Annotated in this window: 19 protein-coding genes, 2 tRNA genes and 3 rRNA genes; 14 read left to right on the plus strand and 10 right to left on the minus strand. The window is 60.1% G+C overall.

What is annotated here, in order from left to right; all coding sequences use genetic code 11:
- Window positions 1-12: 12 nt before the first annotated feature.
- Window positions 13-879, plus strand: a complete 867-nt coding sequence (locus VXM67_RS07820; RefSeq protein ID WP_023379094.1) for an HlyD family secretion protein — start codon at window positions 13-15, stop codon at window positions 877-879.
- A 27-nt stretch (window positions 880-906) separates the two neighbouring features.
- Here the strand turns inward: VXM67_RS07820 and VXM67_RS07825 are convergent, their stop codons facing one another.
- A complete protein-coding gene (locus tag VXM67_RS07825; protein ID WP_023379095.1) occupies window positions 907-1,665 on the minus strand; it encodes an SDR family oxidoreductase in 759 nt (252 codons plus the stop codon).
- A gap of 113 nt (window positions 1,666-1,778) precedes the next feature.
- Here VXM67_RS07825 and VXM67_RS07830 point away from each other — a divergent pair, with 113 nt between their 5' ends.
- A complete protein-coding gene (locus tag VXM67_RS07830) occupies window positions 1,779-2,690 on the plus strand; it encodes a LysR family transcriptional regulator (protein WP_023379096.1) in 912 nt (303 codons plus the stop codon).
- A 117-nt stretch (window positions 2,691-2,807) separates the two neighbouring features.
- Complete coding sequence (locus tag VXM67_RS07835; RefSeq protein WP_023379097.1) at window positions 2,808-3,128, plus strand: DUF2025 family protein; 321 nt, start codon at window positions 2,808-2,810, stop codon at window positions 3,126-3,128.
- Between the two features lie 5 nt (window positions 3,129-3,133).
- Here VXM67_RS07835 and VXM67_RS07840 read toward each other — a convergent pair whose 3' ends face one another.
- Window positions 3,134-5,719: an EAL domain-containing protein gene (locus VXM67_RS07840; protein WP_023379098.1), complete on the minus strand. Its 2,586-nt coding sequence runs from the start codon at window positions 5,717-5,719 to the stop codon at window positions 3,134-3,136.
- A gap of 221 nt (window positions 5,720-5,940) precedes the next feature.
- Here VXM67_RS07840 and VXM67_RS07845 point away from each other — a divergent pair, with 221 nt between their 5' ends.
- The gene (locus tag VXM67_RS07845; protein ID WP_027907491.1) at window positions 5,941-7,035 is read left to right on the plus strand and encodes an MBL fold metallo-hydrolase; all 1,095 of its coding nucleotides are present in this window, start codon (window positions 5,941-5,943) and stop codon (window positions 7,033-7,035) included.
- 3 nt (window positions 7,036-7,038) lie between these two features.
- Here VXM67_RS07845 and VXM67_RS07850 read toward each other — a convergent pair whose 3' ends face one another.
- On the minus strand, window positions 7,039-7,929 hold the full coding sequence (locus tag VXM67_RS07850) for a formate/nitrite transporter family protein (protein WP_027907492.1): 891 nt from the start codon (window positions 7,927-7,929) through the stop codon (window positions 7,039-7,041).
- A gap of 458 nt (window positions 7,930-8,387) precedes the next feature.
- Between VXM67_RS07850 and VXM67_RS07855 the strand changes: the two genes are divergently transcribed.
- The 10 genes from VXM67_RS07855 (at window position 8,388) to VXM67_RS07900 (ending at window position 20,029) form a co-directional block, all read left to right on the plus strand.
- Window positions 8,388-9,924: ribosomal RNA gene (locus tag VXM67_RS07855) — 16S ribosomal RNA — on the plus strand.
- An 86-nt stretch (window positions 9,925-10,010) separates the two neighbouring features.
- Window positions 10,011-10,087: transfer RNA gene (locus VXM67_RS07860), tRNA-Ile, on the plus strand.
- 26 nt (window positions 10,088-10,113) lie between these two features.
- Window positions 10,114-10,189, plus strand: a tRNA-Ala gene (locus VXM67_RS07865).
- A gap of 242 nt (window positions 10,190-10,431) precedes the next feature.
- Window positions 10,432-13,323, plus strand: a 23S ribosomal RNA gene (locus VXM67_RS07870).
- A 130-nt stretch (window positions 13,324-13,453) separates the two neighbouring features.
- Window positions 13,454-13,569: ribosomal RNA gene (gene rrf / locus VXM67_RS07875) — 5S ribosomal RNA — on the plus strand.
- The 16S, 23S and 5S rRNA genes sit together here with 2 tRNA genes alongside, the layout of an rRNA operon.
- Window positions 13,570-13,869: 300 nt before the next feature.
- Window positions 13,870-15,513: an acetolactate synthase large subunit gene (locus VXM67_RS07880; RefSeq protein WP_023379102.1), complete on the plus strand. Its 1,644-nt coding sequence runs from the start codon at window positions 13,870-13,872 to the stop codon at window positions 15,511-15,513.
- 143 nt (window positions 15,514-15,656) lie between these two features.
- Window positions 15,657-16,211 carry a UPF0149 family protein gene (locus tag VXM67_RS07885; protein WP_023379103.1) on the plus strand — a complete coding sequence of 185 codons (555 nt, stop codon included), beginning with the start codon at window positions 15,657-15,659 and terminating at the stop codon, window positions 16,209-16,211.
- A gap of 167 nt (window positions 16,212-16,378) precedes the next feature.
- Window positions 16,379-17,008 (plus strand): glutathione S-transferase family protein, encoded by a 630-nt coding sequence (locus tag VXM67_RS07890; RefSeq protein WP_104882096.1) that lies wholly within the window; start codon window positions 16,379-16,381, stop codon window positions 17,006-17,008.
- A 19-nt stretch (window positions 17,009-17,027) separates the two neighbouring features.
- Window positions 17,028-19,043 (plus strand): pyridoxamine 5'-phosphate oxidase family protein, encoded by a 2,016-nt coding sequence (locus VXM67_RS07895; protein ID WP_023379105.1) that lies wholly within the window; start codon window positions 17,028-17,030, stop codon window positions 19,041-19,043.
- An 89-nt stretch (window positions 19,044-19,132) separates the two neighbouring features.
- Window positions 19,133-20,029, plus strand: a complete 897-nt coding sequence (locus VXM67_RS07900; RefSeq protein WP_023379106.1) for a LysR family transcriptional regulator — start codon at window positions 19,133-19,135, stop codon at window positions 20,027-20,029.
- 25 nt (window positions 20,030-20,054) lie between these two features.
- On the opposite strand, the gene VXM67_RS07905 is transcribed toward VXM67_RS07900, so the two are convergent.
- The 7 genes from VXM67_RS07905 to VXM67_RS07935 form a co-directional block, all read right to left on the minus strand.
- Window positions 20,055-20,924 (minus strand): aldose 1-epimerase, encoded by an 870-nt coding sequence (locus tag VXM67_RS07905; RefSeq protein ID WP_367237583.1) that lies wholly within the window; start codon window positions 20,922-20,924, stop codon window positions 20,055-20,057.
- Between the two features lie 24 nt (window positions 20,925-20,948).
- Complete coding sequence (locus VXM67_RS07910; protein ID WP_027906911.1) at window positions 20,949-21,872, minus strand: EamA family transporter; 924 nt, start codon at window positions 21,870-21,872, stop codon at window positions 20,949-20,951.
- A 134-nt stretch (window positions 21,873-22,006) separates the two neighbouring features.
- Window positions 22,007-23,287 (minus strand): TRAP transporter large permease, encoded by a 1,281-nt coding sequence (locus tag VXM67_RS07915; RefSeq protein ID WP_023379109.1) that lies wholly within the window; start codon window positions 23,285-23,287, stop codon window positions 22,007-22,009.
- Complete coding sequence (locus VXM67_RS07920) at window positions 23,288-23,815, minus strand: TRAP transporter small permease (RefSeq protein ID WP_023379110.1); 528 nt, start codon at window positions 23,813-23,815, stop codon at window positions 23,288-23,290.
- A gap of 67 nt (window positions 23,816-23,882) precedes the next feature.
- Window positions 23,883-24,854 (minus strand): TRAP transporter substrate-binding protein, encoded by a 972-nt coding sequence (locus VXM67_RS07925; protein WP_023379111.1) that lies wholly within the window; start codon window positions 24,852-24,854, stop codon window positions 23,883-23,885.
- A gap of 66 nt (window positions 24,855-24,920) precedes the next feature.
- Entirely contained in the window at window positions 24,921-25,799 is an 879-nt protein-coding gene (locus tag VXM67_RS07930) for an SMP-30/gluconolactonase/LRE family protein (protein ID WP_367237584.1), read from the minus strand.
- 26 nt (window positions 25,800-25,825) lie between these two features.
- Window positions 25,826-26,632 (minus strand): NAD(P)-dependent oxidoreductase, encoded by an 807-nt coding sequence (locus tag VXM67_RS07935; RefSeq protein ID WP_023379113.1) that lies wholly within the window; start codon window positions 26,630-26,632, stop codon window positions 25,826-25,828.
- Window positions 26,633-26,695: the final 63 nt, after the last annotated feature.

Raw genomic sequence — 26,695 nt, forward strand, 5'->3', positions numbered from 1 at the left:
GGAGTTGAGTCGATGCGTACAGTCGTACGTACCTTGGTGACCCTCTGCGTGGTGGCACTTGCCGTGCTCGCAGGTTTCAAGCTTTGGCAGTACTACATGCTCACCCCCTGGACCCGTGACGCGCGTGTGCGTGCGGATGTGGTGGTGATCGCCCCCGACGTCTCCGGTTGGGTCCGCGGGCTGAACGTTCATGACAACCAGCAGGTCAAGGCCGGTGATTTGCTCATGAGCATCGACCGCGAGCGCTTCGAGGCTGCGGTGGAGCAAGCCAGCGCCGTGGCCGAGACCCGTCGTCAACAGGTTCGCCTGCGTGAGCGCGAAGCGGCGCGGCGCACGGCGCTGGGGCCGGACGCGATCAGCGCGGAGCTACGCGAGAATGCCCAGATCAACGCCGCCATCGCGCGTGGCGAGTTGCGCGAGGCAGAAGCCCAGTTGCAGGTCGCCAAGATCAACCTGGCCCGCAGCGAGGTGCGGGCGCCTCGAAGTGGGCATATCACCAACCTGCGCCTGGCCGAAGGCAACTATGTGAATACTGGGCAAGCGGTGATGGCCCTGGTCGACGATTCGACGTTCTACATCCAGGCCTATTTCGAGGAGACCAAGCTGCCAAGCATCCGCGAGGGCGATACCGTGAAGGTCTGGCTGATGGGCGCGGGCGAGGCGATGCAGGGGCATGTACAAAGCATCGGCCGGGGGATTACCGACAGCAACAGCAACCCGGACAGCCAGCTGTTGCCGGAGGTAGAGCCGACGTTCAACTGGGTGCGGCTGGCCCAGCGGATTCCCGTGCGTATCCGACTCGACGAGATTCCCGAGGGCGTGCACCTGAGTGCAGGGATGACTGCCAGCGTGCAAGTGCACGACGACCCGCAACCGTGAGGGCCGCAAAGCGGCCCCGGCAGACCTTCAGAGGAACATACCGCCCGAGACCTCCAGCCGTTGCCCGGTGATCCAGCCATTGCCCTCCGCGAGCAGCAGGGCAATCGCCGCGCCGATGTCGTCGGGCAAGCCGACTCGTCCCAGCGCTGTATTGCTGGCAATGAAGTCATTGACCTGGCGGTTGTCGCGCACCACACCGCCGCCAAAATCGGTCTCGATCGCGCCGGGGGCAAGGATGTTGACCCGGATACCCCGCGCGCCTAGTTCCTTGGCCTGATACCGCGTCAACACCTCCATCGCACCTTTCATCGCGGCATAGGCGGCGTAGCCTGGCAGTACGAAGCGCGCCAAGCCGGATGAAATGTTGACGATGCGGCCACCGTCGGCCAGCACAGGCAGCAGCTGCTGGGTGAGGAAGAACGGTCCCTTGAGCTGGATGTTCAGCAACTGGTCGAACTGTGCTTCGGTGGTTTGCGCGAACGGCACGTTCAGGCCGATTCCGGCGTTGTTCACCAGAAAATCCAACTTCTCGCGCGCGAATCGCTCCCGCAGTGTGGTGCTCAGGCGTTCGGCGAAGGCCTTGAAACTGCTGCTGTCGCTGACGTCGAGTTGCAGCATGGCAGCCTTGACTCCTGTCTGCTCCAGGGCGCTGGCCACTGCTTGGGCGTCGTCCACCTTGCTGTGGTAGGTGCCGATGATATCGATGCCACGTGCGGCCAGATGTTCGGCTGTGTTCCTGCCCAAGCCGCGGCTGGCACCTGTGATCAGGGCAATCTTGCGGGTCATGTCGATTTCCTCATGGGATGGCGATGAGGAAAGGTTATTGGTCGTCCTTGTGCTGTTAAATCCCGCGAAACCGGAAATACTGTTCGGCATGTCCGAATAATCAGAGGGTCCGTATGAACAAGCTGGCGTTACTGCGCACTTTCGTCCGGGTGACCGAGGTCAACAGTTTTACGCTGGCCGCCGAAAGTCTGGGTCTGCCGCGCTCGACGGTTTCCGAGCAGATCAGGGCCCTTGAGCGGTTGCTCGGCACCCGGCTGTTCAACCGCACAACCCGACGGATGCAGGCCACGCAGGATGGTGCGCTGCTTTATGCGCGCAGCAAGGACTTGCTGTCGGGCATGGATGAGATCGAGAGCCTGTTCCGTGCCGATGACGCCGAGTTGGCTGGGCGCCTGCGCGTCGATTTGCCGACCATGATGGCCAGACGGGTGATCATTCCGGCATTGCCGGCGTTTCTGGCGCGTTTTCCGCGGCTGGAGGTGGAAATCAGCTGCACCGACCGGCAAGTCGATTTGCTGCGAGAGGGGTTCGATTGCGTGATGCGTATCGGCGCCTTGAGCGACCTGGATGTGGTGGCGCGGGCGATCGGCCAACTGAGCATGTGCAATTGCGCGAGCCCTGACTACTTGGCCCGCCACGGCGTGCCGAGCCGCCTCGAAGACTTGGCCGGACATCAGTTGGTGCATTATGTCCGAAACCTCGGTGCGCGCAGTCCAGGGTTTGAGTACGAGCGGGACGGCGAACTGCATTACCAAGCCATGGCCGGCGTGGTCACGGTCAACAATGCTGAAGCCTATTCGGCCGCCTGCCTGGCCGGCCTGGGGTTGATCCAGGTCCCCGCGGTTGGGGTTTCCGAGCATCTGGCGCAGGGCAATCTGGTGACAGTGCTTCACCCTTGGCAGGCACGCGCCATGCCGGTGTCACTGTTGTACGCCCGGCAACAACATGTACCGCGTCGGGTCCAGGCGTTCATGAACTGGCTGACGGTGCTGTTGGCGTCGCAGGTCGACCCTTCGCGAAACTGAAATTTCTTGGCAAATGCCTGGCCAGTTACGCTAGGCTGGCCGCTGCGCGTTGCCCGTCAGAGGCAACCGTTCCCCGCCAGGCGTGCGTTACTTCCCATTATTTTGCGAGGTTACGACATGGCCATTTCCTCCCAGGACATCTGCAACGCCGCCGACCAGCTCAAAGGGTTCGTGGGTTTCCACGGCAAGCGCGGGGTTCATATCGTGCGTTTTTCCGAAGACTCGTTCGGCATGGATGTGGCCGACGACAGCATCACGCCATGCAGCGAATTCGTCTGGCGGCCCGAGCCGGGACAGCGCATGGCGTTGTGCCGGACGCGGCTTGCCCTGTTGCTCGCGCAACACGTGGATGACCGCTTGAATATCGGCGAGCCATTGCGCATTTACCTGCGGCGTAGCGACCTGCCGGAAATCCTGGCCGAGCGCCGTTTGCGCTAACACGCTCAGGAGGCATCGAGCGAGCGGCCGGGCGCTTGCTGCAGCAACGCCTCGAACCCTGCCTTGTCCAGCGGCCGGCTGAGGAAAAAGCCTTGCACCTCGTGGCAGCGGTCGTTCTCCAGGGCCTTGAGCTGTTGGGCGGTTTCAACGCCCTCGGCAGTGACTGTCAGCCCCATGGCTTGCCCCAGGTTGATGATTGCCTGGACCACCGCACGATCGCTGGCGCTGGGGTTGTTCAGGCCTGCGATGAAGCGCTTGTCGATCTTGATGCTGTCGAATGGATAGGTGCGCAGGTAACCCAACGAGGAGTAACCGGTTCCAAAGTCGTCCATGTTCAGGCGCACGCCCAGTTCCTTGAGCGCCTGCAGGGTGGCCAGGGCGCCCTCGATATCATTGAGCATCACGTTTTCGGTGATCTCCAGCTCCAGGCGCTGAGCCGGGAAGCCAGTCTCCAGCAGGATCTGGCGCACATCGGCCACCACATTGCTGCGCAAGAACTGTGCGGGCGACAGGTTGACGGAGATCAGCAGGTTGTCCGGCCAGCTGTAGGCGGTATTGCAGGCCTCGCGCAGTACCCACCGGCCAAGGGCGTTTATCAGGTCGCTTTGTTCGGCCAACGGGATGAAGGTATCGGGACCCAGCAGCCCCTCCTGAGGATGCTGCCAGCGCACCAGCGCTTCGACCGAGACGATGCGCAGGTCGTCGAGGTTGTAGCGTGGTTGGTAGTACAGCAGCAGCTCGTCGTTGCGCAGGGCTCGACGCAGATCGTTTTCGAGCTGGCGACGGTACTGGATCTGCTGGTTCATTTCCGGGGCGAAATAGCGCCAGGTGCTCTTGCCTTCTGCCTTGGCCTGATACAGCGCAATATCCGCACAGCGGATCAGTTCACCGGCATCACAGCCTTGCGTGCGGGTCTGGGCGATGCCCATGCTGACGCCGATATGCACGGGCTGTTCTTCGAACAGGATCGGCTGCTTGAGCAGTTCGACCAGGCGCGCGCATAGCCGGTCGACTTCATTGCGGTTGTCGATGCCATCCAGCACCACGACGAACTCGTCGCCGCCCAGTCGGGCCACCAGGTCCACATCACGAGTGGTATCACGCAGGCGGGTGGCCACCTCTTGCAGCACCGCGTCACCCGCCGCGTGGCCGAGGGAATCATTGATCGGCTTGAAATTGTCCAGGTCCAGCAACAGCAAGGTCAGCGAACAGGCATCGCCTCCTTGCAGCAACGCCTGTTCAAGGTGCCGGGACAGCTTGTTGCGATTGGCCAGCCCGGTCAGCGGGTCGTGCAAGGACAAATGCTGGATGCGCGCATGGGCCGCGACCTCGTCGGTGATGTCGCTGGCGGTACCGCGAAATCCGAAGGGTTTGCCATCGTAGATGATCGCCCTTGCCGAGATCCGGCAGTAGCGGTTCTGTCCGGTACTGTCGCGGTAGGCACAGCGCAGGTTGGCCAGTTGCTGTGGGTCGGCCTCGGCCTGGGCATCGAGCCAGGTCGACAGGGGCGTGGTATCGCAGGCCAGCAGCAGGTTGATAGGTTGCCCCAGCCAGCTGTCGACCGGGTAGCCTGTGACGCTGACGAAGCGCTGGGACAGATACGTCAGGCGCTGCTGGCGGTCGGTTTCCCAGATCCAGTCGGAAGCGGCTTCGGCGACGGCCCTGAAACGCTGTTCGCTGGCCTCGAGGGCGCGATTGCTCTGTTGCAGGCGCTCAAGACTCAGGTCGATGGCGCGGGCGCTGCGCAGGGCATGGCGGAACAGATACAGCATTACCAGGCTCAATACCAGTAGCGCGCACAGCAGCGGGGGCAGTACCGCCCAGAGCAATTGGCGCCCTGGCGATGGGCTGTCCCAGGCCAGGTGGTAACCGGTTTCACCCAGGGCAATACGCTGGGTCGTCCGTGAGCCGGGTGTGTCTCTTTCGATGTGCATGTTCGCAAGGCCTGCGCCAGCGCCGAGCCGGGCCAGCTTGTCTTCGGTCAACTGGTCGACGAACAGCATGACCGGCGCTTCCCGCACTTCGCTGTCCTGCACGTCCCTGTCCGGACGCACCGCAGCGGCGCTCAACACGGCGGGCCAGCCGTTGAACAGCACGAAGCGGGTGACTTGCTCCCGTGCACTGGCAGCACGGCGGGCTTGGGCGACGATGTCGGCCAGCGGCGCGTCGATGTAACTACTGGCCGCAGCTTCGGTGGGCTTGCCCTTGAACAGGGCGTAGCCGGTGCGCTGGTCATCGACCACGAACACCCCTTCGTAACCACTGGCGCTGTAAAGCGACTCGCCGACGTTTTTCTCTTCATACGCCCACTGCCAGTCCACTACCTTGGCCAGGTGCTCGTAGGCGGCGTCCCAAACCGCGTAGCTGGAGAGAAATTGTCGCGATGCCTGCAAGCGCTGCTCCAAGGCCTGTGTGGCATGGAAAGTACTGCTTTGCTGCTCCTGTCGATCGAGGGTGGCGGCGATGTTGAACAGTGCCCCAAGGGTCACTAGGCACGCGAGGCCGAATACTGCGCAGAAGCCGGCGACCAGACGGCCCATCGGTAGGGACGGGGAGGGGGTGTCGAGAGGAAGGGTGGCGGTCCTGGCCATGGGCGAACGACTCCTTCGTGAACTCCGAGCTCCCGCAGGTCAACCCCTCGGAAGGTTCACTCAGGATAGGCCAGCTTGAGTGTCGTGGCCTTGTGGAGAGCGAAATTGACCGATGACAGCGTTCATCGCATCGATCGCACCGACATGAGTGAACAGCGCTTGATCGCGGAAAAATGCCCTTAAAAGCCATTTCACGGTTGATGCGAGCGCTGTGGGGTAACATGAAGGCTTTCCTCATGCTTGGAGTCCTGCAGCTCATGGTCCAGATGGCTACCCCTGCCAGCGAGCTGGCGCCACGGCGCGACGGGCGCTTTCACAACCAGGTGCTTCTGCCACAGGACGGCATGTTGAAGAAACTGCGTATTGGCCTGAAGTACCTGTTCATCCGCAAACCGCCTGAAACCCGACCCGCAGCGGCCATCAGTCTCCAGGCGATGACCCGGCAGCAGGTGCTCGATGCGCCAGATCACAGCCTCTGGCGGTTGGGCCACTCCACGGTGTTGATCAAGTTGCGTGGACGGTTTTTCATGACCGACCCCGTATTCGCCGAGCGTGCCTCGCCGGTGCAATGGGCCGGCCCGCTGCGCTTCCATGCGCCACCGATGGGGCTGGACGACTTGCCGCGGCTGGCAGCGGTGGTGCTGTCCCATGACCATTACGACCACCTCGACGAGCAGGCCATTCGCCGCCTCGCCCCCAAAACCGAACGTTTTCTAGCGCCGCTGGGGGTGGGAGACCTGCTGATTGGATGGGGTGTGCCGGCGCACAAGGTCGCCCAATTGGACTGGTGGCAGGAGACCGAAGTCGATGGCGTACGTTTCGTGGCTACACCCGCCCAGCATTTCTCCGGGCGCGGGTTGTTCGACAGCAATCGCACCTTATGGGCGTCCTGGGTGGTGATCGACGAACAGATGAAGCTGTTCTTCAGTGGCGACACCGGCTATTTCGACGGTTTTCGCCAGATCGGCGAGCGCTTTGGTCCCTTCGATCTGACCCTGATAGAGACCGGTGCCTATAACGTAGCCTGGCCGAACGTGCACATGCAGCCCGAGCAAAGTCTGCAGGCCCACCTCGACCTGCGTGGGCGCTGGCTGCTGCCGATTCACAATGGCACGTTCGACCTGTCCATTCATGGGTGGCAGGAGCCCTTCGAACGAATACTCGAATTGACCTCCGCCGCGCAGGTTCGCCTGTGCACCCCGCAGATGGGCGAGCGTGTCAGTATCGACTCGCCTCACGAGGGGCAGAACTGGTGGCAGCCACGGCCCGTGCCAGAGCAGGGCAGCGTGCCTGAACGTGCCGTGGCCAGCCGCTGAGGGCTATTGGCCATCCGGTCCACGGAAAGATCGTTTCTCGTCCTTCAATAGCTGCGACGGGGGCTTGCCGCTGTCGCTGCGTACCTGGGCATGGCTGATCAAGGCAAATATGAAACTGCCCCCGATGATGTTGCCGGCCAGTGTCGGCAGCGCGAATGCCAGCCAGAAATTCTGCCAGGTCTGCTCCCCGGCCCAGACCAGGTAGGAGACCTCCACAGACCCCACGACGATATGGGTAAAGTCGCCCAGCGCCATCAGATACGTGATCATCAGGATGATCCAGATCTTGGCATGTTCCATCGACGGGATCATCCACACCATGGTGGCGATCATCCAGCCAGAGACGATGCCTTTGGCGAACATCTGGCTGATGTCGTTCTTCATGACCTTGCGCCCCACTTCCAGGAAGGCGACGTCGGTCTTGGTGTCGAAAATCGGCAGTTCGAGCATGACCCAGGCGACCAACAGCGTACCGGCCAGGTTGCCCAGCAGCACGACGCCCCACAGGCGCAGCAGTCGCCCGAAATTGGCCAGGGTCGGAGTGGTCATCACGGGCAATACGGCGGTGAGGGTGTTTTCGGTGAACAACTGCTGGCGCGCCAGGATGACCGCCAGAAAGCCTGCGCTGTAGCCGATGCTGGCGACCACCTGGGCGCTCTCGCCCTCGGGCAGCCGGGCATAGAACAGACCCATGGCCATGAGTGACAGGCCCATGCTCAGCCCGGCAGCCAGCGCGGACCACCACAAGGCGGCCAATGTACGTTCCAGCTCCTGGTCACCCTGAAAGCGGATGATCTCGTGCAAGACCGCCGCCCTGGGCGGTTGATTCTGGCTGACCTCCTGCTCTTCGTCTGCTGACAGGCCGGGGGTCTTGTCGTTCTGTTCCTCGCGCATGGCCGTTTCGCTCCATAGGGTGTTCCTCTACAGATCCAGCACGCCTTCATTAGTTGCGCAGGAGGCGAGGAACGGCAGGGGAAAGTTTTTTCAGATCAAGGTGTTGACTCTGATTTCAAACCGCGTATTATTCGCCACCTCGCAGCGACAAACGCAGCGAGGCAAGCGGTAAGTTGTTGAAGTTGAACGCTTTTGCAAGAAAGCAGCTTCGCAAAAACTTCAAAATAAACGCTTGACAGCAAATGAGGAAAGCGTAGAATGCGCGCCTCGGTTGAGACGAAGCGCTCTTAGCCAAACGCTCTTTAACAAATCGAATCAAGCAATTCGTGTGGGTGCTTGTGAGTACGGACTGATAGTCACAAAGATTATCAGCATCACAAGTGGTCATGCGAGAAATCACATAGTCATTTGAGATTGCTGAGCCAAGTTTAGGGTTTCTTAAAAACCCAAGCAGTATTGAACTGAAGAGTTTGATCATGGCTCAGATTGAACGCTGGCGGCAGGCCTAACACATGCAAGTCGAGCGGATGACGGGAGCTTGCTCCTTGATTCAGCGGCGGACGGGTGAGTAATGCCTAGGAATCTGCCTGGTAGTGGGGGACAACGTTTCGAAAGGAACGCTAATACCGCATACGTCCTACGGGAGAAAGCAGGGGACCTTCGGGCCTTGCGCTATCAGATGAGCCTAGGTCGGATTAGCTAGTTGGTGAGGTAATGGCTCACCAAGGCGACGATCCGTAACTGGTCTGAGAGGATGATCAGTCACACTGGAACTGAGACACGGTCCAGACTCCTACGGGAGGCAGCAGTGGGGAATATTGGACAATGGGCGAAAGCCTGATCCAGCCATGCCGCGTGTGTGAAGAAGGTCTTCGGATTGTAAAGCACTTTAAGTTGGGAGGAAGGGCAGTAAGTTAATACCTTGCTGTTTTGACGTTACCGACAGAATAAGCACCGGCTAACTCTGTGCCAGCAGCCGCGGTAATACAGAGGGTGCAAGCGTTAATCGGAATTACTGGGCGTAAAGCGCGCGTAGGTGGTTCGTTAAGTTGGATGTGAAAGCCCCGGGCTCAACCTGGGAACTGCATCCAAAACTGGCGAGCTAGAGTACGGTAGAGGGTGGTGGAATTTCCTGTGTAGCGGTGAAATGCGTAGATATAGGAAGGAACACCAGTGGCGAAGGCGACCACCTGGACTGATACTGACACTGAGGTGCGAAAGCGTGGGGAGCAAACAGGATTAGATACCCTGGTAGTCCACGCCGTAAACGATGTCAACTAGCCGTTGGAATCCTTGAGATTTTAGTGGCGCAGCTAACGCATTAAGTTGACCGCCTGGGGAGTACGGCCGCAAGGTTAAAACTCAAATGAATTGACGGGGGCCCGCACAAGCGGTGGAGCATGTGGTTTAATTCGAAGCAACGCGAAGAACCTTACCAGGCCTTGACATGCAGAGAACTTTCCAGAGATGGATTGGTGCCTTCGGGAACTCTGACACAGGTGCTGCATGGCTGTCGTCAGCTCGTGTCGTGAGATGTTGGGTTAAGTCCCGTAACGAGCGCAACCCTTGTCCTTAGTTACCAGCACGTTATGGTGGGCACTCTAAGGAGACTGCCGGTGACAAACCGGAGGAAGGTGGGGATGACGTCAAGTCATCATGGCCCTTACGGCCTGGGCTACACACGTGCTACAATGGTCGGTACAGAGGGTTGCCAAGCCGCGAGGTGGAGCTAATCTCACAAAACCGATCGTAGTCCGGATCGCAGTCTGCAACTCGACTGCGTGAAGTCGGAATCGCTAGTAATCGCGAATCAGAATGTCGCGGTGAATACGTTCCCGGGCCTTGTACACACCGCCCGTCACACCATGGGAGTGGGTTGCACCAGAAGTAGCTAGTCTAACCTTCGGGAGGACGGTTACCACGGTGTGATTCATGACTGGGGTGAAGTCGTAACAAGGTAGCCGTAGGGGAACCTGCGGCTGGATCACCTCCTTAATCGACGACATCAGCCTGCTGATGAGCTCCCACACGAATTGCTTGATTCTTTGTATAAAGACGATGCTGTAACGCGACCCTGTTATAGGTCTGTAGCTCAGTTGGTTAGAGCGCACCCCTGATAAGGGTGAGGTCGGCAGTTCAAATCTGCCCAGACCTACCAATTACTTGGTGCGGCCTAGAACACACGGGGCCATAGCTCAGCTGGGAGAGCGCCTGCCTTGCACGCAGGAGGTCAGCGGTTCGATCCCGCTTGGCTCCACCACTCTTTCAGGTTGTACAGCTGCTCAGAACTTAGAAATGAACATTCAGATCGAATGTTGATTTCTGACTTTTGTCAGATCGTTCTTTAAAAATTCGGATATGTGATAGATAGACTGACACGCACTTTCACTGGTGTGATGTCAGGCTAAGGTAAAATTTGTGAGTTCAGCTCTTAATTGAGCAACATGCGAATTTTCGGCGAATGTCGTCTTCACAGTATAACCAGATTGCTTGGGGTTATATGGTCAAGTGAAGAAGCGCATACGGTGGATGCCTTGGCAGTCAGAGGCGATGAAAGACGTGGTAGCCTGCGATAAGCTTTGGGGAGTCGGCAAACAGACTGTGATCCAGAGATCTCTGAATGGGGGAACCCAGCCAGCACAAGCTGGTTATCTTGTACTGAATACATAGGTGCAAGAGGCGAACCAGGGGAACTGAAACATCTAAGTACCCTGAGGAAAAGAAATCAACCGAGATTCCCTTAGTAGTGGCGAGCGAACGGGGACCAGCCCTTAAGTTGATTTGAGATTAGTGGAACGCTCTGGAAAGTGCGGCCATAGTGGGTGATAGCCCCGTACACGAAAATCTCTTATCAATGAAATCGAGTAGGACGGAGCACGAGAAACTTTGTCTGAACATGGGGGGACCATCCTCCAAGGCTAAATACTACTGACTGACCGATAGTGAACCAGTACCGTGAGGGAAAGGCGAAAAGAACCCCGGAGAGGGGAGTGAAATAGAACCTGAAACCGTATGCGTACAAGCAGTGGGAGCCTACTTTGTTAGGTGACTGCGTACCTTTTGTATAATGGGTCAGCGACTTATATTCAGTGGCGAGCTTAACCGAATAGGGGAGGCGTAGCGAAAGCGAGTCTTAATAGGGCGTTTAGTCGCTGGGTATAGACCCGAAACCGGGCGATCTATCCATGGGCAGGTTGAAGGTTAGGTAACACTGACTGGAGGACCGAACCGACTACCGTTGAAAAGTTAGCGGATGACCTGTGGATCGGAGTGAAAGGCTAATCAAGCTCGGAGATAGCTGGTTCTCCTCGAAAGCTATTTAGGTAGCGCCTCATGTATCACTCCAGGGGGTAGAGCACTGTTTCGGCTAGGGGGTCATCCCGACTTACCAAACCGATGCAAACTCCGAATACCTGGAAGTGCCGAGCATGGGAGACACACGGCGGGTGCTAACGTCCGTCGTGAAAAGGGAAACAACCCAGACCGTCAGCTAAGGTCCCAAAGTCATGGTTAAGTGGGAAACGATGTGGGAAGGCTTAGACAGCTAGGAGGTTGGCTTAGAAGCAGCCATCCTTTAAAGAAAGCGTAATAGCTCACTAGTCGAGTCGGCCTGCGCGGAAGATGTAACGGGGCTCAAACCATGCACCGAAGCTACGGGTGTCATCTTTGATGACGCGGTAGAGGAGCGTTCTGTAAGCCTGTGAAGGTGAGTTGAGAAGCTTGCTGGAGGTATCAGAAGTGCGAATGCTGACATGAGTAACGACAATGGGAGTGAAAAACTCCCACGCCGAAAGACCAAGGTTTCCTGCGCAACGTTAATCGACGCAGGGTTAGTCGGTCCCTAAGGCGAGGCTGAAAAGCGTAGTCGATGGAAAACAGGTTAATATTCCTGTACTTCCAGTTATTGCGATGGAGGGACGGAGAAGGCTAGGCCAGCTTGGCGTTGGTTGTCCAAGTTTAAGGTGGTAGGCTGAGATCTTAGGCAAATCCGGGATCTCAAGGCCGAGAGCTGATGACGAGTTGCCTTTAGGCGACGAAGTGGTTGATGCCATGCTTCCAAGAAAAGCTCCTAAGCTTCAGATAACTGGGAACCGTACCCCAAACCGACACAGGTGGTCGGGTAGAGAATACCAAGGCGCTTGAGAGAACTCGGGTGAAGGAACTAGGCAAAATGGCACCGTAACTTCGGGAGAAGGTGCGCCGACGAGGGTGAAGGACTTGCTCCGTAAGCCCATGTCGGTCGAAGATACCAGGCCGCTGCGACTGTTTATTAAAAACACAGCACTCTGCAAACACGAAAGTGGACGTATAGGGTGTGACGCCTGCCCGGTGCCGGAAGGTTAATTGATGGGGTTAGCGCAAGCGAAGCTCTTGATCGAAGCCCCGGTAAACGGCGGCCGTAACTATAACGGTCCTAAGGTAGCGAAATTCCTTGTCGGGTAAGTTCCGACCTGCACGAATGGCGTAACGATGGCGGCGCTGTCTCCACCCGAGACTCAGTGAAATTGAAATCGCTGTGAAGATGCAGTGTATCCGCGGCTAGACGGAAAGACCCCGTGAACCTTTACTATAGCTTTGCACTGGACTTTGAATTTGCTTGTGTAGGATAGGTGGGAGGCTTTGAAGTGGGGACGCCAGTTCTCATGGAGCCATTCTTGAAATACCACCCTGGCAACTTTGAGGTTCTAACTCAGGTCCGTTATCCGGATCGAGGACAGTGTATGGTGGGTAGTTTGACTGGGGCGGTCTCCTCCCAAAGAGTAACGGAGGAGTACGAAGGTGCGCTCAGACCGGTCGGAAATCGGTCGCAGAGTATAAAGGCAAAAGCGCGCTTGACTGCGAGACAAACACGTCGAGCAGGTACGAAAGTAGGTCTTAGTGATCCGGTGGTTCTGTATGGAAGGGCCATCGCTCAACGGATAAAAGGTACTCCGGGGATAACAGGCTGATACCGCCCAAGAGTTCATATCGACGGCGGTGTTTGGCACCTCGATGTCGGCTCATCACATCCTGGGGCTGAAGCCGGTCCCAAGGGTATGGCTGTTCGCCATTTAAAGTGGTACGCGAGCTGGGTTTAGAACGTCGTGAGACAGTTCGGTCCCTATCTGCCGTGGACGTTTGAGATTTGAGAGGGGCTGCTCCTAGTACGAGAGGACCGGAGTGGACGAACCTCTGGTGTTCCGGTTGTCACGCCAGTGGCATTGCCGGGTAGCTATGTTCGGAAGAGATAACCGCTGAAAGCATCTAAGCGGGAAACTTGCCTCAAGATGAGATCTCACTGGAACCTTGAGTTCCCTAAAGGGCCGTCGAAGACTACGACGTTGATAGGTTGGGTGTGTAAGCGCTGTGAGGCGTTGAGCTAACCAATACTAATTGCCCGTGAGGCTTGACCATATAACACCCAAGCAATTTGCTGACGCAGATTGCGGTGGTGAAGACGAAACGACCGAAAGTTCGCAAGACCACAAATTCACATATCCGAATTGGCCAAGAGTGTTTACACGACATTCTGGCAACAGAATTTCTTGACGACCATAGAGCATTGGAACCACCTGATCCCATCCCGAACTCAGCAGTGAAACGATGCATCGCCGATGGTAGTGTGGGGTTTCCCCATGTGAGAGTAGGTCATCGTCAAGATTCATTTCGCAAAACCCCTATCTGCGTGAGCAGGTAGGGGTTTTGTCTTTCTGGCGCATCATCACCCCCCGGGCCCGTTCGGCGCATAGACCTCCGTCTAATTGCTGTTAGTCCATTATTGCTGTTCATAAATCTCAAGGTGCGACATTATTAACCATCCAGTGACGTGACTTTCCCGCGCCTTGCCTACGTCAAGGCTTAGGTTCGGGGCACTCCTGGCCCCCGGATAGAGCGATGCCAGCGTACCGTGCTGCGCATTTCTGGACTTTCACCGTCCTATCACTTGAGGTTACAAGCAAGATGGCCAAGGCCGCCGATGTCGTTGTGCAATGCCTGGAAAACGAAGGTGTCGAGTATGTGTTCGGCATTCCCGGTGAGGAAAACCTCGACCTGCTGGAATCCCTGCGCAAGTCGAAGATCAAGCTGGTACTGACCCGCCACGAGCAGTCCGCGGGTTTCATGGCCGCCACCTATGGCCGCCTGACCGGCAAGACCGGCGTCAGCCTGTCGACCCTGGGCCCTGGTGCGACCAACCTGGTAACCGCCAGTGCGTACGCCTACCTGGGCGGCATGCCGATGATGATGATTACCGGCCAGAAGCCGATCAAGAAGTCCAAGCAGGGCCGCTTCCAGATCATCGACGTGTGCGGGATGATGGACCCCATCACTAAGTACACCCACCAGTTCGCCTCGGCCGACAACATCCCGGCGCGCATGCGAGAAGCTTTCCGTCTGGCCGAGGAAGAGAAGCCGGGCGCGGTGCACCTGGAACTGCCGGAAGACATCGCCGCCGAGCAGACCGATGCCCTGCCGATCCCGCGCAGCCTGCACCGTCGCCCGCTGGCCGAGCACGTGGCCATTGAAGCTGCCGTGGAGAAACTGCAGAAGGCCCGTAGCCCGATCCTGGTGATCGGCGCCGGCGCCAACCGCAAGATGACCGCCAAGGTCCTCAAGCAATTGATCGACAAGACCGGCATCCCATTCATCACCACCCAGATGGGTAAAGGTGTGGTCGACGAGCGCCACCCACGCTTCCTCGGCAACGCCGCGCTGTCGTCTGGTGACTTCGTTCACCGCGCCATCGAAGCCGCTGACCTGATCATCAACATCGGTCATGACGTCATCGAGAAGCCACCATTCTTCATGGTTCGTGGGGGTACCGAAGTCATCCACATCAGCTTCCGCTCCGCCGAAGTCGATGCCGTGTACTTCCCGCAAGTAGAAGTGATCGGCGACATCGCCAACGCGGTATGGCAGATCAGCGAAGCACTGAATGACACGTCGCACTGGGACTTCACCCGCCTGATGACCATCCGCGAAGCGAACGAATCGCAGATCGCCGAAGGCGCCGACGATAACCGCTTCCCGGTTTACCCGCAGCGCCTGGTCGCCGACATCCGTCGCGTGCTGCCGTCCGAAGGCATCGTTGCCCTGGACAACGGCATCTACAAGATCTGGTTCGCCCGCAACTACAAGGCGCACAAGCCCAACACCGTGCTGCTGGACAACGCCCTGGCGACCATGGGCGCTGGCCTGCCATCGGCCATGGCTTCGCACCTTGTGTACCCAGACCGTCCGGTGATTTCCGTGTGCGGCGACGGCGGCTTCATGATGAACAGCCAGGAGCTGGAAACCGCAGTACGTCTGGGCATGCACATCACCGTGGTGATCCTGCGTGACGACGGCTACGGCATGATCCGCTGGAAGCAGGCCAACATGGGCTTCACCGATTTCGGCCTGGATTATGGCAACCCGGACTTCGTCAAGTACGCCGAAGCCTACGGCGCCACCGGCCACCGCGTGGAAAGCGCCGAAGGCTTGCTGCCGCTGCTCGAGCACTGCATCAAGACCCCGGGTGTACACGTGATCGACTGCCCGGTCGATTACAGCGAGAACGACCGCATCCTCAACAGCGAGCTGCGTGAGCGCGCGCTGGCGGTCTAAGCTGTAACGCCCTCCATCGCCGGCAAGCCGGCTCCTGCCGGTACCCTGTGGTACCGACGGGGGTCGACTTGCCGGCGATTGCTTTTGAAGGGATACCCCATGTGCTAGGGTGCACGCAATTCGACTCCCCAGGACGTCCGCACATGCTTGCCCCGCTCAGCGACAAAGAACTCGCCCGCCTCGAAGACTTTTTGTACACCTACGGCAACGATTACTCGGTGCTGAACCTCGCCGAACTCAACGGCGTCCTCACTGCATTGGCCAGTTCTCCAGTCACGGTCACCCCCGAACAATGGTTGCCTGCCGTCGCCGGCGGCAAGGTGCCGAAATTCAAGAGCTCAGCCCTTGAAGAGGCGTACACCGCGCTGATGCTGCGTTATGCCCATCAGATAGCACAAGCCTTGGCTGACGACCTCGATCACTTCGAGCCATTGTTCGAAGAGCGCGAAGGCGAGCAGGGGCCCGGGGTCGACATGGAAGAGTGGTGCTTTGGCTATATGCGAGGTACCCAGGTCGCCGAATGGAGCGCACTGCCCCCCGAACAGGACCAGTTGCTCAAGGCCATCTCTCTGCATGGTTTGGAAGACGACTTCGAATTGCTCGACTCGATGAGCTTCGATGAGCGGCAGGCCTGCGTTCCAGGTGTCGTCCAGGCCGTGCGCGGACTGTATCGGTATCAGAAGCAGCAACGGCATTGAGGTCACCCATCCTGTCGTCAGCTTGCTGGCGACAGAATCGTGGATGCCGCGCGATTGTTTCGCAGCGCGAAATTATGGTTTCCCCACCACGCTGATTCTGCTGTCAGCCGAATCAGCGCAGCATGTGCTCCACCAGCCCATCCCGGTGCTGACCTGGAGCCATGCCAATGTCTACCCCGATCAAGCTCTACAACTTTCCCAAGTCCGGCCATGCCCACCGTATCGAACTGATGCTGTCCCTGCTCCAGCTCCCCACGGAGCTGGTGTTCGTCGATCTGGCCAAGGGGGCGCATAAGCAACCGGACTTCCTGGCCCTCAACCCCTTCGGCCAGGTGCCTGTGATCGAGGACAACGGCACGGTCATTGCCGATTCCAATGCCATCCTGGTGTACTTGGCCAAGGCCTATGGCGGCGAGCGCTGGCTGCCGGACGATCCGATCGGCGCAGCCCGTGTGCAGCGCTGGCTGTCGGTCGCTGCCGGGCCAGTGGCCTTTGGTCCAGCCGCGGCGCGCCTGGTGACGGTATTCGGCGCTTCGTTCAACACCGACGAAGTCATAGGCCGTGCCCACACCCTGCTCAAGGTGGTCGACGCCGAACTGGCCAAGTCGCCATTCCTGGTGGGTGATCACCCGACCATCGCAGACATCGCCAACTACTCTTACATCGCTCATGCCCCCGAGGGCAACGTCTCGCTTGAACCCTACCCGAACGTACGCGCCTGGCTTGCTCGCGTCGAGGCACTGCCGGGCTTCGTGCCGATGCCACGTACGGCCATAGGCCTTCAAACCACCGTCTGAACCTTTGAGGAATGCCGCCATGCAAGAACGCACCGGATCGCCCTGGCACGCAGGTGAAAAGCGACTGCAGGAGCACGTTGGCGTTGCAGAACGCATGGAGGTATTCGGACAGAAGGTCATTCGAGACTACATGCCCGATCAACACCGCGCCTTTTACCAGCAACTGCCGTTCATGGTAATTGGAGCGGTGGACCCACAGGGCAACCCCTGGGCGACACTGCTCGAAGGCGCGGAAGGCTTCGTCAGTTCGCCCGACCCTCGGACATTGCTGATCAGCACGCCACCGGCCAGCGACGATCCAGCAGCGCCAGGCCTGGCCACAGGCGACGCCGTCGGCCTGCTTGGCATCGAACTGCATACCCGTCGACGCAACCGCATGAACGGGCTGATCCGCCAGGCTTCGGCCGAGCAACTGGAGGTGAGCGTCGAGCAGTCGTTCGGCAACTGCCCGCAGTACATCCAGCTGCGCAATTACGTACGCGTCGATGAGCCCGCCCAGCAACGCCGAGACTCGGCCGGGCTGGATGAGACGACCCGTGCCATGATCGAGAACGCCGACACCTTCTTTGTCGCCAGCTTCATCGATCATGAGGATGGGCGTCGCTCAGTGGATGTGTCCCATCGCGGTGGTCGTCCCGGCTTCGTTCGGGTCGAAGGCAATCGCCTGACCGTTCCCGACTACGCCGGCAACCTGCATTTCAACACCCTTGGCAATCTGGTCGAGAACCCGGTGGCGGGCCTGTTGTTCGTCGATTTCACCACGGGCAATGTGTTGCAGGTGTCCGGGCGCGCCGAAGTGATCCTGCAAAGCCCTTTGATCACGGCATTCGAAGGCGCCGAGCGCATCTGGACCCTGGAGGTGACGCATGTGGTGCTGCGGCCAGCGGCGTTGTCGCTACGTTGGGCATTTCAGGAATATGCGCCCACGAGCCTTGCGACTGGCACCTGGACCGAGGCCGAGCAGCGCATGCAACAGGTACAGCGCCAACGGCAATGGTTGAGCTGGCGAGTGGTCCGGATGGAGCAGGAAAGCCGCGACATTCGCTCGTTCTACCTTGCTCCTGGTGAGCCGGTGCCATTCGCGCCAGGGCAACACCTGCCCGTGCGTATCCCGCAGGGGGACGCTGCGCCATTGGTTCGTACCTACAGCTTGTCCTGCGCGCCCTCTGATGGTTTCGTGCGTATCAGTGTCAAAGCCCAGGGCCCGGCTTCCCGCCACCTGCATGAGCGAATCGCCGTCGGCGACCTGCTTGAGGTGCGTCTGCCGATGGGCAACTTTATCTTGAACAGCGAAAGTCAGCGGCCGATCGTGCTGGTTGCGGCAGGTGTGGGGATCACCCCGTTGATCGCCATGTTGCGTGCGCAGCTGGCCAGTCCCATGCCCCGGCGCATTCATCTGTTCCACGGCGCGCGCAGCCTTGCCGACCTGCCTTTCCAGCAGGAACTGGCCGGCTTGCGCCAGCAGGCAGGAGAGCTGCTGAGCGTGCATCGATCCCTGAGCCAGCCGGAGGCAGACGCCGTAGCAGGGCGCGACTACGAACATACCGGCCGCCTTGGCATCGAGCAGATCAAGGCAACGCTGGCGCTGGACGACTATGACTTCTACCTGTGTGGCCCAGCCAGTTTCACCCAGGACATCTACGACGGACTGCGCACGGTGAATGTGCCCGATGGCCGCATCCACGCAGAGGCCTTCGGTCCCTCGACGTTGCGTCGTCACACCGATGGCGATCGACCGGTGCTGCAACAACCGCCGGCAGCCAGTGAGCCGGTGCCGGTGTATTTCGCTGCGTCGGCCAAGGAGGCACGATGGACGCCGGGCGCTGGCAGCTTGCTGGAACTTGCCGAAGCACGAGGCTTGTCGCCTGATTTCAGTTGCCGAGGAGGCTCATGCGGGACCTGCAAGACCCGGCTGGTGAGTGGCCAGGTGCATTACCCGAACCCGCCAGCCGAAATGCCGGAAAGCGGTACGGTGCTGATCTGCTGTGCAGTACCGGCCCAGGCGCAGGAGCGCGGATTGGTTCTGGACCTTTGATACGAAGATGAGCGAACGTTGCAGGCGTTGGCTTGTCGGCGACCGGGCCGGTGCGGACAATACACAACCCACGATACTCAGGAGCCGGCATGGATCAGATTCACCTGATGAAGGTGTTCGTAGCCGTTGGCGAGCTGGAAAGCTTTGCCGCCGCGGCCCGTCATCTGGACATCTCGCCAGCGGCAGTCACCCGGGCTGTCAGTGCCCTGGAAGAACAGCTTGGGGTCAAGCTGTTGCTGCGCACTACCCGCAGCGTACGCCTTACCGAGGCCGGTAGCCGTTACCTGGAGGACACCCGGCACATCCTGGCCAGCATTCACGAAGCCAACGAAGCGGCAGCCGGCATCAACGCCACGCCCAGGGGCGAACTGGCGGTGACGGCGCCGATCCTGTTCGGCAAGAAGTTCGTCATGCCGTGCATCGTCCGCTACTTGCAGCAGTATCCCGAGGTGGATGTATCTGCGTACTTCCTGGACCGAATCGTGAACATGGTGGAGGAGGGCATGGATGTGGCGGTGCGCATCGGGCCACTGCCCGACTCCGGACTCAAGGCCCTGCGCGTCGGCAGGGTGCGCCGGATGCTGTGTGCATCGCCCGACTACCTGGCCCGGCATGGTGTGCCCCTGCACCCGTCGGATCTGCTGGAGCATTCCGTGATCGCCACCACCACCCTGTCGCCGAAGGCCGGCTGGCGTTTCGGCCTGACCGACGAGCCGACCATGGTGCGGATGAAGCCCCGACTGACGGTGACCAGCAACGATGGCGCGATTGCCGCGGCTGTCGGCGGTTTGGGTATCGCGCGGCTGTTGTCGTACCAGGTGGTCGAAGAAGTCGCCAGCGGAAAGTTGCAGGTGATTCTGGCCGAGTACGAAGAGGCGCCCTGGCCCATCCATGTGCTGCACCGCGAGAGCAAGTACGGCTCCTCGAAGGTCAGGACCTTCATCGACATGCTGGCGCAAACATTACGGGCGCAACACCTGGACTGAGACCACATGGCAAGGGAGGCGTCGTCTAAGACCCTCGGTAGCGCAAGCTGAAACCCAGACTCATCGCTTGCCCTTGCTGCAACAACCGCAACCCCGGCCGCCCCGGCAAGTGATGGGCATTGATCGGATGGCTGACCGGCTCGAAGCAGAAGAACGCCTGTCCCGGCGGGCAGTACAACAGAAAATGCTCGGTGCCACGGGCCCTGCATTCCAAACGATACCCCGCACCCGGCTGCTCGATGATGCAGTCTCCCGTCCATCCACTGAACGCATGATCGACCAGCGTCTCCGGCAGCAGTCCGGGGGCTTCAAAGTTCCAGTCCGGAGGTATTTCAGCCTGATACGACGGCAGCCGATCTGGCTCGGCCAGCCACACATGGCGCGCGGCAGCCTGTATCTGGGTGTCGGGATAGCGCGGGAAGTAGGGGTGCAGCCCCAACCCATACCAGGTAGCGACCTGGTCCAGGTGCGTCACGCGCAAGTCGAGTTTCAGGCACCCTTCGAGCAGATGTACATCCAGTGTCGCCCGGTACGCGAATGGCTGTTCACTGACGAGCGTCAGCCTTGCGTGGTGCTCGCGGTGAAGGTCCACATGCCAGGCCTGTTGCCAGGCGCTGCCATGAATTGGGTAGGGGTCATGGGCGGTGTTGGGGGCCAGCGCCTGCCACCCGTCGGGCCGTGCGAAACCGCCTTCGGCAATCCGGTTGGACCAGGGCGCCAGCGGATAGCACGCCAGTTGCCGTGGTGTTCCGCTGGCCAGCGCGGTCGGGTCGGAGTGACGCAGCAGCGCCTGTCCGGTGGACTTGGCCACCCAGTTGATCAGGCTGGCGCCCAGGTCGGGCGTGAGGCTCAGCCGGGTCAGGCGGTCCTGCAGGTGCAGCTCGGTTACAGCCATCAACGACTCCTTCAAGCGTGGAGATCAGCTTGCCTTGCGGTAGGTCAGCAACACGATCCCGCACACCACCACGGCACCGCCGACCAGTTGCAGCGCGCTTAGGCGCTGGTCGAGCAAGGCCCAGCCCAGCAGCAAGGTAGCGATCGGCTCTACGTTCATCACGGGTGCGTTCTGGGCCATGTTCAGCCGTGGCACACAGACGAACAGCAGGCTGAAGGCCAAGCCGTAAAGCACCACCAGGCTGGCCAGGGCCACCCAGCCGCCGATACTGCCCGGGAGCGACAACCCCGATGGCATCACACCGCTCACACCAGCGACCAGCATGCTGGAGAACACCACCAGCAAGGTCAGCAGGCTGCGTACTGGCCCGCGTACGCCGGCCAGTTTGTGATCGGTGATCCACAAACCGCAGGCGAAGGCGCATGCGGCGCAGAAGGCAAGGCCAACGCCCAGGGCCCAGTGCGGATTGGCATCGCTGCTGTCGTCCATTCGCGCGGGTACGTCCAGTGCCAATACCAGGCCGCATAGAATCAGCCCCATGAACAACACCGTTCGGCCGGTCGGGCGTGGGCCGCCCAGTGCCCAGGTGAGCAGTGCCAGTAACATCGGGAAGGTGTTGCCCACCAGTAACGCCAGGGCCACCGGAATACGTGCCACCGCCGAATACAGGCACAGGCTCTGGGTGGCGATCAGCAAACCGAGCAGCAACTGCCAGCCCCGCGTGCCAGCCGGCAGGCTCAGCCCTTGGCGTTGCCACACCAGCAGGCAGGCCAGTACCAGGAAGGTAATGCCGGAGCGGCAAAGGATTGCCAGCAACACACCGGTGCCGTCATCGAAAGCGATGCGCGCGGCGACGTGGTTGGCGGCGAACGAGCAGGCCAGCAACGCCAGCAGAGCGATCGCCAGCTTGCGGGGAAACAGGGTAGCAGCGCAGGAGGGGAAAGCCATGTGCAGGATCCATTTGCAAAGACGGGCTGTCTTGCGGTTTATCGCCGGCAAGCTGGCTCCTGCAGGTTCCACACTCACCCTGCAGACGCCGACTTACCGGCGATGGGCCACATCGTGGCCCCAAACAAGGCCACCTAAAGCACGACGCTAGGCAGCCATAATGAGATAGCCGGGATGTAAGTCACCGCTATCAGCACCAGGAACAGCGCCAGGTAGAACGGCAGCAACGCCTTCACCGTGGCCTCGATACTGACCTTGCCGATGGCCGACCCTACGAACAGCACGGCCCCCACTGGCGGCGTGATCAGGCCTATGCCTAGGTTCACCAGCATGATCATGCCGAAGTGCACCGGGTCCACACCGATACCCGTGATCACCGGCAGCAGGATCGGGGTGAGGATCAGGATCAGCGGTGCCATGTCCATCACGGTGCCCAACAGCAGCAGCATGAAGTTGATGCACATCAGGATCACATAGCGGTTGTCCGACAGGGTCAGGAACGCGGTGGTGATCTTCGACGGGATCTGCATCAGGGTCATCACGTAGCCGAAGCTGGCCGCGAAGCCGATCAGGATCATCACGATGGAGATGGTGCGTACCGTGCGATGCATCAGCTTGGGCAGGTCGCGCCACTTGTAGTCGCGGTAGATGAACATAGTCACGAAGAACGACCACACCACCGCCACGGCGGCCGATTCGGTTGCGGTGAACACCCCCGACAGGATGCCGCCGAGGATGATCACCATGGCCATCAGGCCCCAGAGCGCCTCACCGGCGATCTTCAGCGCCTGGCGCAGCGGAATCACCTCGCCCTTTGGGTAGTTGCGCTTCTTGGCGAAGATCAGGCACAGGCCCATCATCACTGCGCTCAGCAGCAACCCAGGCATGACGCCGGCCATGAACAGCGAGGCGATCGATACCGTGCCGCCGGCCGCCAGCGAGTACAGCACCGAGTTGTGGCTTGGCGGGGTCAGCAATGCCTGTACCGAGCCACTGACCGTGACGGCGGTGGAGAACTCGCGTGGGTAGCCCTTGCGTTCCATCTCCGGGATCAGCACCGAACCGACCGACGCGGTGTCGGCCACCGATGAGCCGGAGATGGCGCCGAAGAAGGTCGAGGCCGTGATGTTGACCAGTGACAGGCCACCGCGTACGAAGCCCACCAGCACCCCGGCGAAAGCCACCAGCCGGCGTGACATGCCACCCTCGGCCATGATCGCGCCGGCCAGCACGAAGAAGGGAATGGCCAGTAGCGAGAACTTGTTAACCCCGCTGGCGACCTGGATCATCATCGCTTGCAACGGGATGTCGATCCACCACGCACCGATCAGTGCCGCCATGCCTAGCGCGTAGGCCACCGGCATGCCCAGCAGAATCAGCAGGATGAAGCTGCCCAACAGAATGAACGCATCCATTTACACCGCTCCTTCGCTTTCTTCCACCAGGTCGAAGCGCACGACCTTGCGGTTGCTCTGATCGCCCAGCATGAGTTTTTCCAGCACGAAGATCAGGGTCAGCACACCTCCAACCGGGATCGGTGCATAGCTCATGCCTACCCGCACCGCAGGCAGAGAAGCCATGTACTGGTTCCAGGTGGTGATGCACAGCTGGGTGCCGTACCAGGTCATGAAGATGCACACCACGACCATCAGCAGCTGCACCAGTACGGCCACCGAGCGACGGGTTGGTGCGGGCAGACGGTCGGTGACCATTGCTACGGCCATGTGTGCGCCGGCCCGGTAACTGGCGGCGGCACCGACGAAGGTGAACAACACCATCAGCAGAATGGCCACAGGCTCCGGCCAACTGGAACCAGTGCCCAGGACGTAACGGGCGAAGATGCCCCAAGGGATGATCAGCGACATGGCCAGTACCGCCAGGCCCGCGATCCAGATGCAACTGCTGTACAACCTGTCATTCACACGCAGGAAAAGGTTTTTCATTGGCATCACCGAAGCTGCAGGGCGGCGAAAACCGCACTGCAGGGGTCATCTGGGAACGGAGCCGGCGTCACTGGACGTCGGCGATACGCTTCATCAGGTCGGCGTATTGCGCGCCGTACTTCTCGCGCACCGCAGCGGTGGCATCGTAGAACGGCTTCTTGTCGACGGCGATGAACTCGACACCGGCGGCCTTGAGCTTCTCTTCGCTGGCAATGGACTTGGCGTCCCATAGCGCACGCTCTTCCATTTGCGCTTCACGGGCGACCTTCTTGACCAGCGCCTGCTGCTCGGGGGTCAGCTTGTTCCAGGTGGTCTTGGACATCACCACCGGTTCCGGAAGGATCAGATGCCCGGTCAGGGTGTAGTACTTGGCGTTCTGGAAATGGTTGTGCTCAAGCAGGGTCGGCGGGTTGTTCTCGGCCCCGTCGATGACGCCCGTCTGCAAGGCGCTGAAGATTTCGCCGGTGTCCATCGCGATGCCATTGCCGCCCATGGCGTTCATCATATCGATGAACACCGGGTTGCCTTGCACGCGAATCTTCATGCCCTTGAGATCGTCGATGCTGCGCACCGGGTGCTTGGTGTAGAGGTTACGGGTCCCGCCGTCCATCCAGGCCAGGGCCACCAGGTTGAATTCGGAGTTGGTGATCTTGTCGAGAATCTCCTGGCCGATTTCGCCGTCGATGACTTTGCGCATGTGGTCGTGGTCGCGGAATACGAATGGCATGTTGAACACGTTCACGTCAGGCACTACCGGGCCGACGATCCCCAAGCTCACGCGGGTCATTTGCACGGCACCAATCTGTGCTTGCTCGATGACTTCCTTCTCGGAGCCCAGCACGCCGCCGGCGAACATCTTGAAGGTGATATCGCCATTGCTGGCCGCCTCGAGTTTCTTGCCCATGTTCTGTTCGGCGACCACGGTCGGGTAGCCGGCGGGGTGAATCTCGGCGAACTTGATGTCCAGCGCCGAAGCGGTGGAGGACAGGGTGAAAGTGAACGGGAGTACGGCAAGAAGCAGCTTGCGTTTGAACGTCATGATGAAACTCCGTGTTTTTTATTATCTGGTTTCGTACGTGTCGGTGTAGGTGCGGCAGGTGGCGGTTCAGCCCCGGTAGGCAGGTTCCTCCAGGCCTTGGACGCCAGGGTTCAAGGCAAACACTCCCCCAGCCAATGGCTGGTCGGAGAGGTCGATGCCCGGGGGGCGAATCGACGTGACGAACAGGGTGTCGAGGTAGGCCCCCCCGAAGGCGCACATCGCCGGTTTTTTCACCGGCACGCTCAATGAGCGGTCGAGACGGCCGTCAGGGCTGAAACGGTGGATCTGGCCGGCGTCGTTACCGCAGATCCAATAGCAGCCGTCTGCGTCGACAGCGGCGCCGTCGGGCCGACCGGGGTAGGCGCGCATGTCGACGAACAGACGCTGGTTGTGTGGGGTGCCGCTGTCGATGTCGTAGTCGAAGGCCCAGATCTTCTGCACGTTGGGGTGCGAGTCGGATAAGTACATGCGTGTGCCATCGGGGCTGAATGCCAGGCCGTTGGGCACGATCATGTCCTTGAGATGCACGTGCATCTGGCCTTCGCCATCATGGCGGTACAGGGCGCCGACATGGGCGCCTTGCTGCATGTCCATGAGCATGGTGCCGGCCCAGAAGCGGCCTTGGCGGTCGCAACGGCCATCGTTGAAGCGCATGCCTGCCTGGGCATGTTCGACGGCGCTCAGCAGGCGGCTGTCGAGGGTACCGTCCGACCTGCTTCGAAGCTGGAAGATGCCGGTCTGCATGCCAGCGATCCAACCCTGCTCGCCACGGGCGATGCAGGCGAGCATTTCCTCGCCTTGCCAGACGTCGTGGCTGCCGTCTCCCTGCCAGCGATGCAGCTGGCGGGCGGGAATGTCGACCCAGTACAGGGCTTGTTCGAGGGGGTGCCACACGGGGCTTTCGCCGGTGCCGTTGCGGGCGTCGACGATCAGTTCGCAGTTCATGGCCGTACCTCCTGGCGCGCCGTGGATCAGTTGAACGGTCCGGCCACGGTGAACGCACCGCCCTGGTAGACCATGCTTGGATCATCGGCGGCGGGCGCCGGCTCGGCTTCAACGGCTTCGCGAAAGACCTCGGAGGTATCCTTGGGCGCATAGCCCAGATGCGCGGCATGACGGTTGTCCCACCACACCGTGCGGTTGTTCGAAGCGCCATAGACGACGGTATGGCCGACGTCGGGAGTGGACAGGCCGCGCGCTATCAACTGGACCAGATCGTCGTAACTGAGCCAGGTGCAGAGCATCCGGCGGTTCTGCGGCTGCGGGAAGGACGAGCCGATACGAATGCTCACCGTTTCGATGCCATAACGGTCGAAGTAGAAGCTGGCGACGTCCTCGCCATAGCATTTGGATAGCCCATAGTAGCTGTCGGGGCGGCGCGGGGAGAGAGCGTCGATGCGCTCGTCCTGACGGTAGAACCCTATGGTGTGGTTTGAGCTGGCGAAGACGATGCGCTTGACCCCGTGCTTGCGCGCCGCTTCGTAGATATGGAATACCCCGCAGATGTTGGGGCCGAGGATGTCCTCGAAAGAATGTTCGGTGGACACGCCGCCGAAGTGGATGATCGCATCCACGCCTTCGACCAGCGCATGAACGGCGGCCTTGTCGGCCAGATCGCAGGTCACCACTTCTTCATGGGGGCCCGCGGGGGGAGCCATTGGCTCGATGTCGGAAAGGCGCAGGACCTCGGCGTAGCCTTGCAGGCGTTCGCGAAGGACCTTGCCCAGGCCGCCTGCCGCTCCGGTGAGCAGCAGGCGATTGAGGGGAGTAGGGGTCATGGCCGGCTCTTGTTGTTAGTTGTTGTAAGTTGTCGTATGACTTTGTTGATTATCGGTAGTGGT

This window comes from Pseudomonas sp. Rh2, assembly GCF_040762985.1.
Taxonomy (GTDB): domain Bacteria; phylum Pseudomonadota; class Gammaproteobacteria; order Pseudomonadales; family Pseudomonadaceae; genus Aquipseudomonas; species Aquipseudomonas taiwanensis.

Excerpts from the sequence above, each read along its gene's own strand:
- VXM67_RS07900 (WP_023379106.1), top strand. The coding sequence starts at position 19,133 with ATGGATCAGATTCACCTGATGAAGGTGTTCGTAGCCGTTGGCGAGCTG.
- VXM67_RS07915 (WP_023379109.1), bottom strand. The coding sequence starts at position 23,287 with ATGGATGCGTTCATTCTGTTGGGCAGCTTCATCCTGCTGATTCTGCTG.
- VXM67_RS07905 (WP_367237583.1), bottom strand. The coding sequence starts at position 20,924 with ATGGCTGTAACCGAGCTGCACCTGCAGGACCGCCTGACCCGGCTGAGC.
- VXM67_RS07850 (WP_027907492.1), bottom strand. The coding sequence starts at position 7,929 with ATGCGCGAGGAACAGAACGACAAGACCCCCGGCCTGTCAGCAGACGAA.
- VXM67_RS07820 (WP_023379094.1), top strand. The coding sequence starts at position 13 with ATGCGTACAGTCGTACGTACCTTGGTGACCCTCTGCGTGGTGGCACTT.
- VXM67_RS07930 (WP_367237584.1), bottom strand. The coding sequence starts at position 25,799 with ATGAACTGCGAACTGATCGTCGACGCCCGCAACGGCACCGGCGAAAGC.
- VXM67_RS07825 (WP_023379095.1), bottom strand. The coding sequence starts at position 1,665 with ATGACCCGCAAGATTGCCCTGATCACAGGTGCCAGCCGCGGCTTGGGC.
- VXM67_RS07925 (WP_023379111.1), bottom strand. The coding sequence starts at position 24,854 with ATGACGTTCAAACGCAAGCTGCTTCTTGCCGTACTCCCGTTCACTTTC.
- VXM67_RS07885 (WP_023379103.1), top strand. The coding sequence starts at position 15,657 with ATGCTTGCCCCGCTCAGCGACAAAGAACTCGCCCGCCTCGAAGACTTT.
- VXM67_RS07845 (WP_027907491.1), top strand. The coding sequence starts at position 5,941 with ATGAAGGCTTTCCTCATGCTTGGAGTCCTGCAGCTCATGGTCCAGATG.
- VXM67_RS07835 (WP_023379097.1), top strand. The coding sequence starts at position 2,808 with ATGGCCATTTCCTCCCAGGACATCTGCAACGCCGCCGACCAGCTCAAA.
- VXM67_RS07830 (WP_023379096.1), top strand. The coding sequence starts at position 1,779 with ATGAACAAGCTGGCGTTACTGCGCACTTTCGTCCGGGTGACCGAGGTC.
- VXM67_RS07920 (WP_023379110.1), bottom strand. The coding sequence starts at position 23,815 with ATGAAAAACCTTTTCCTGCGTGTGAATGACAGGTTGTACAGCAGTTGC.
- VXM67_RS07910 (WP_027906911.1), bottom strand. The coding sequence starts at position 21,872 with ATGGCTTTCCCCTCCTGCGCTGCTACCCTGTTTCCCCGCAAGCTGGCG.
- VXM67_RS07895 (WP_023379105.1), top strand. The coding sequence starts at position 17,028 with ATGCAAGAACGCACCGGATCGCCCTGGCACGCAGGTGAAAAGCGACTG.
- VXM67_RS07840 (WP_023379098.1), bottom strand. The coding sequence starts at position 5,719 with ATGGCCAGGACCGCCACCCTTCCTCTCGACACCCCCTCCCCGTCCCTA.
- VXM67_RS07935 (WP_023379113.1), bottom strand. The coding sequence starts at position 26,632 with ATGACCCCTACTCCCCTCAATCGCCTGCTGCTCACCGGAGCGGCAGGC.
- VXM67_RS07890 (WP_104882096.1), top strand. The coding sequence starts at position 16,379 with ATGTCTACCCCGATCAAGCTCTACAACTTTCCCAAGTCCGGCCATGCC.
- VXM67_RS07880 (WP_023379102.1), top strand. The coding sequence starts at position 13,870 with ATGGCCAAGGCCGCCGATGTCGTTGTGCAATGCCTGGAAAACGAAGGT.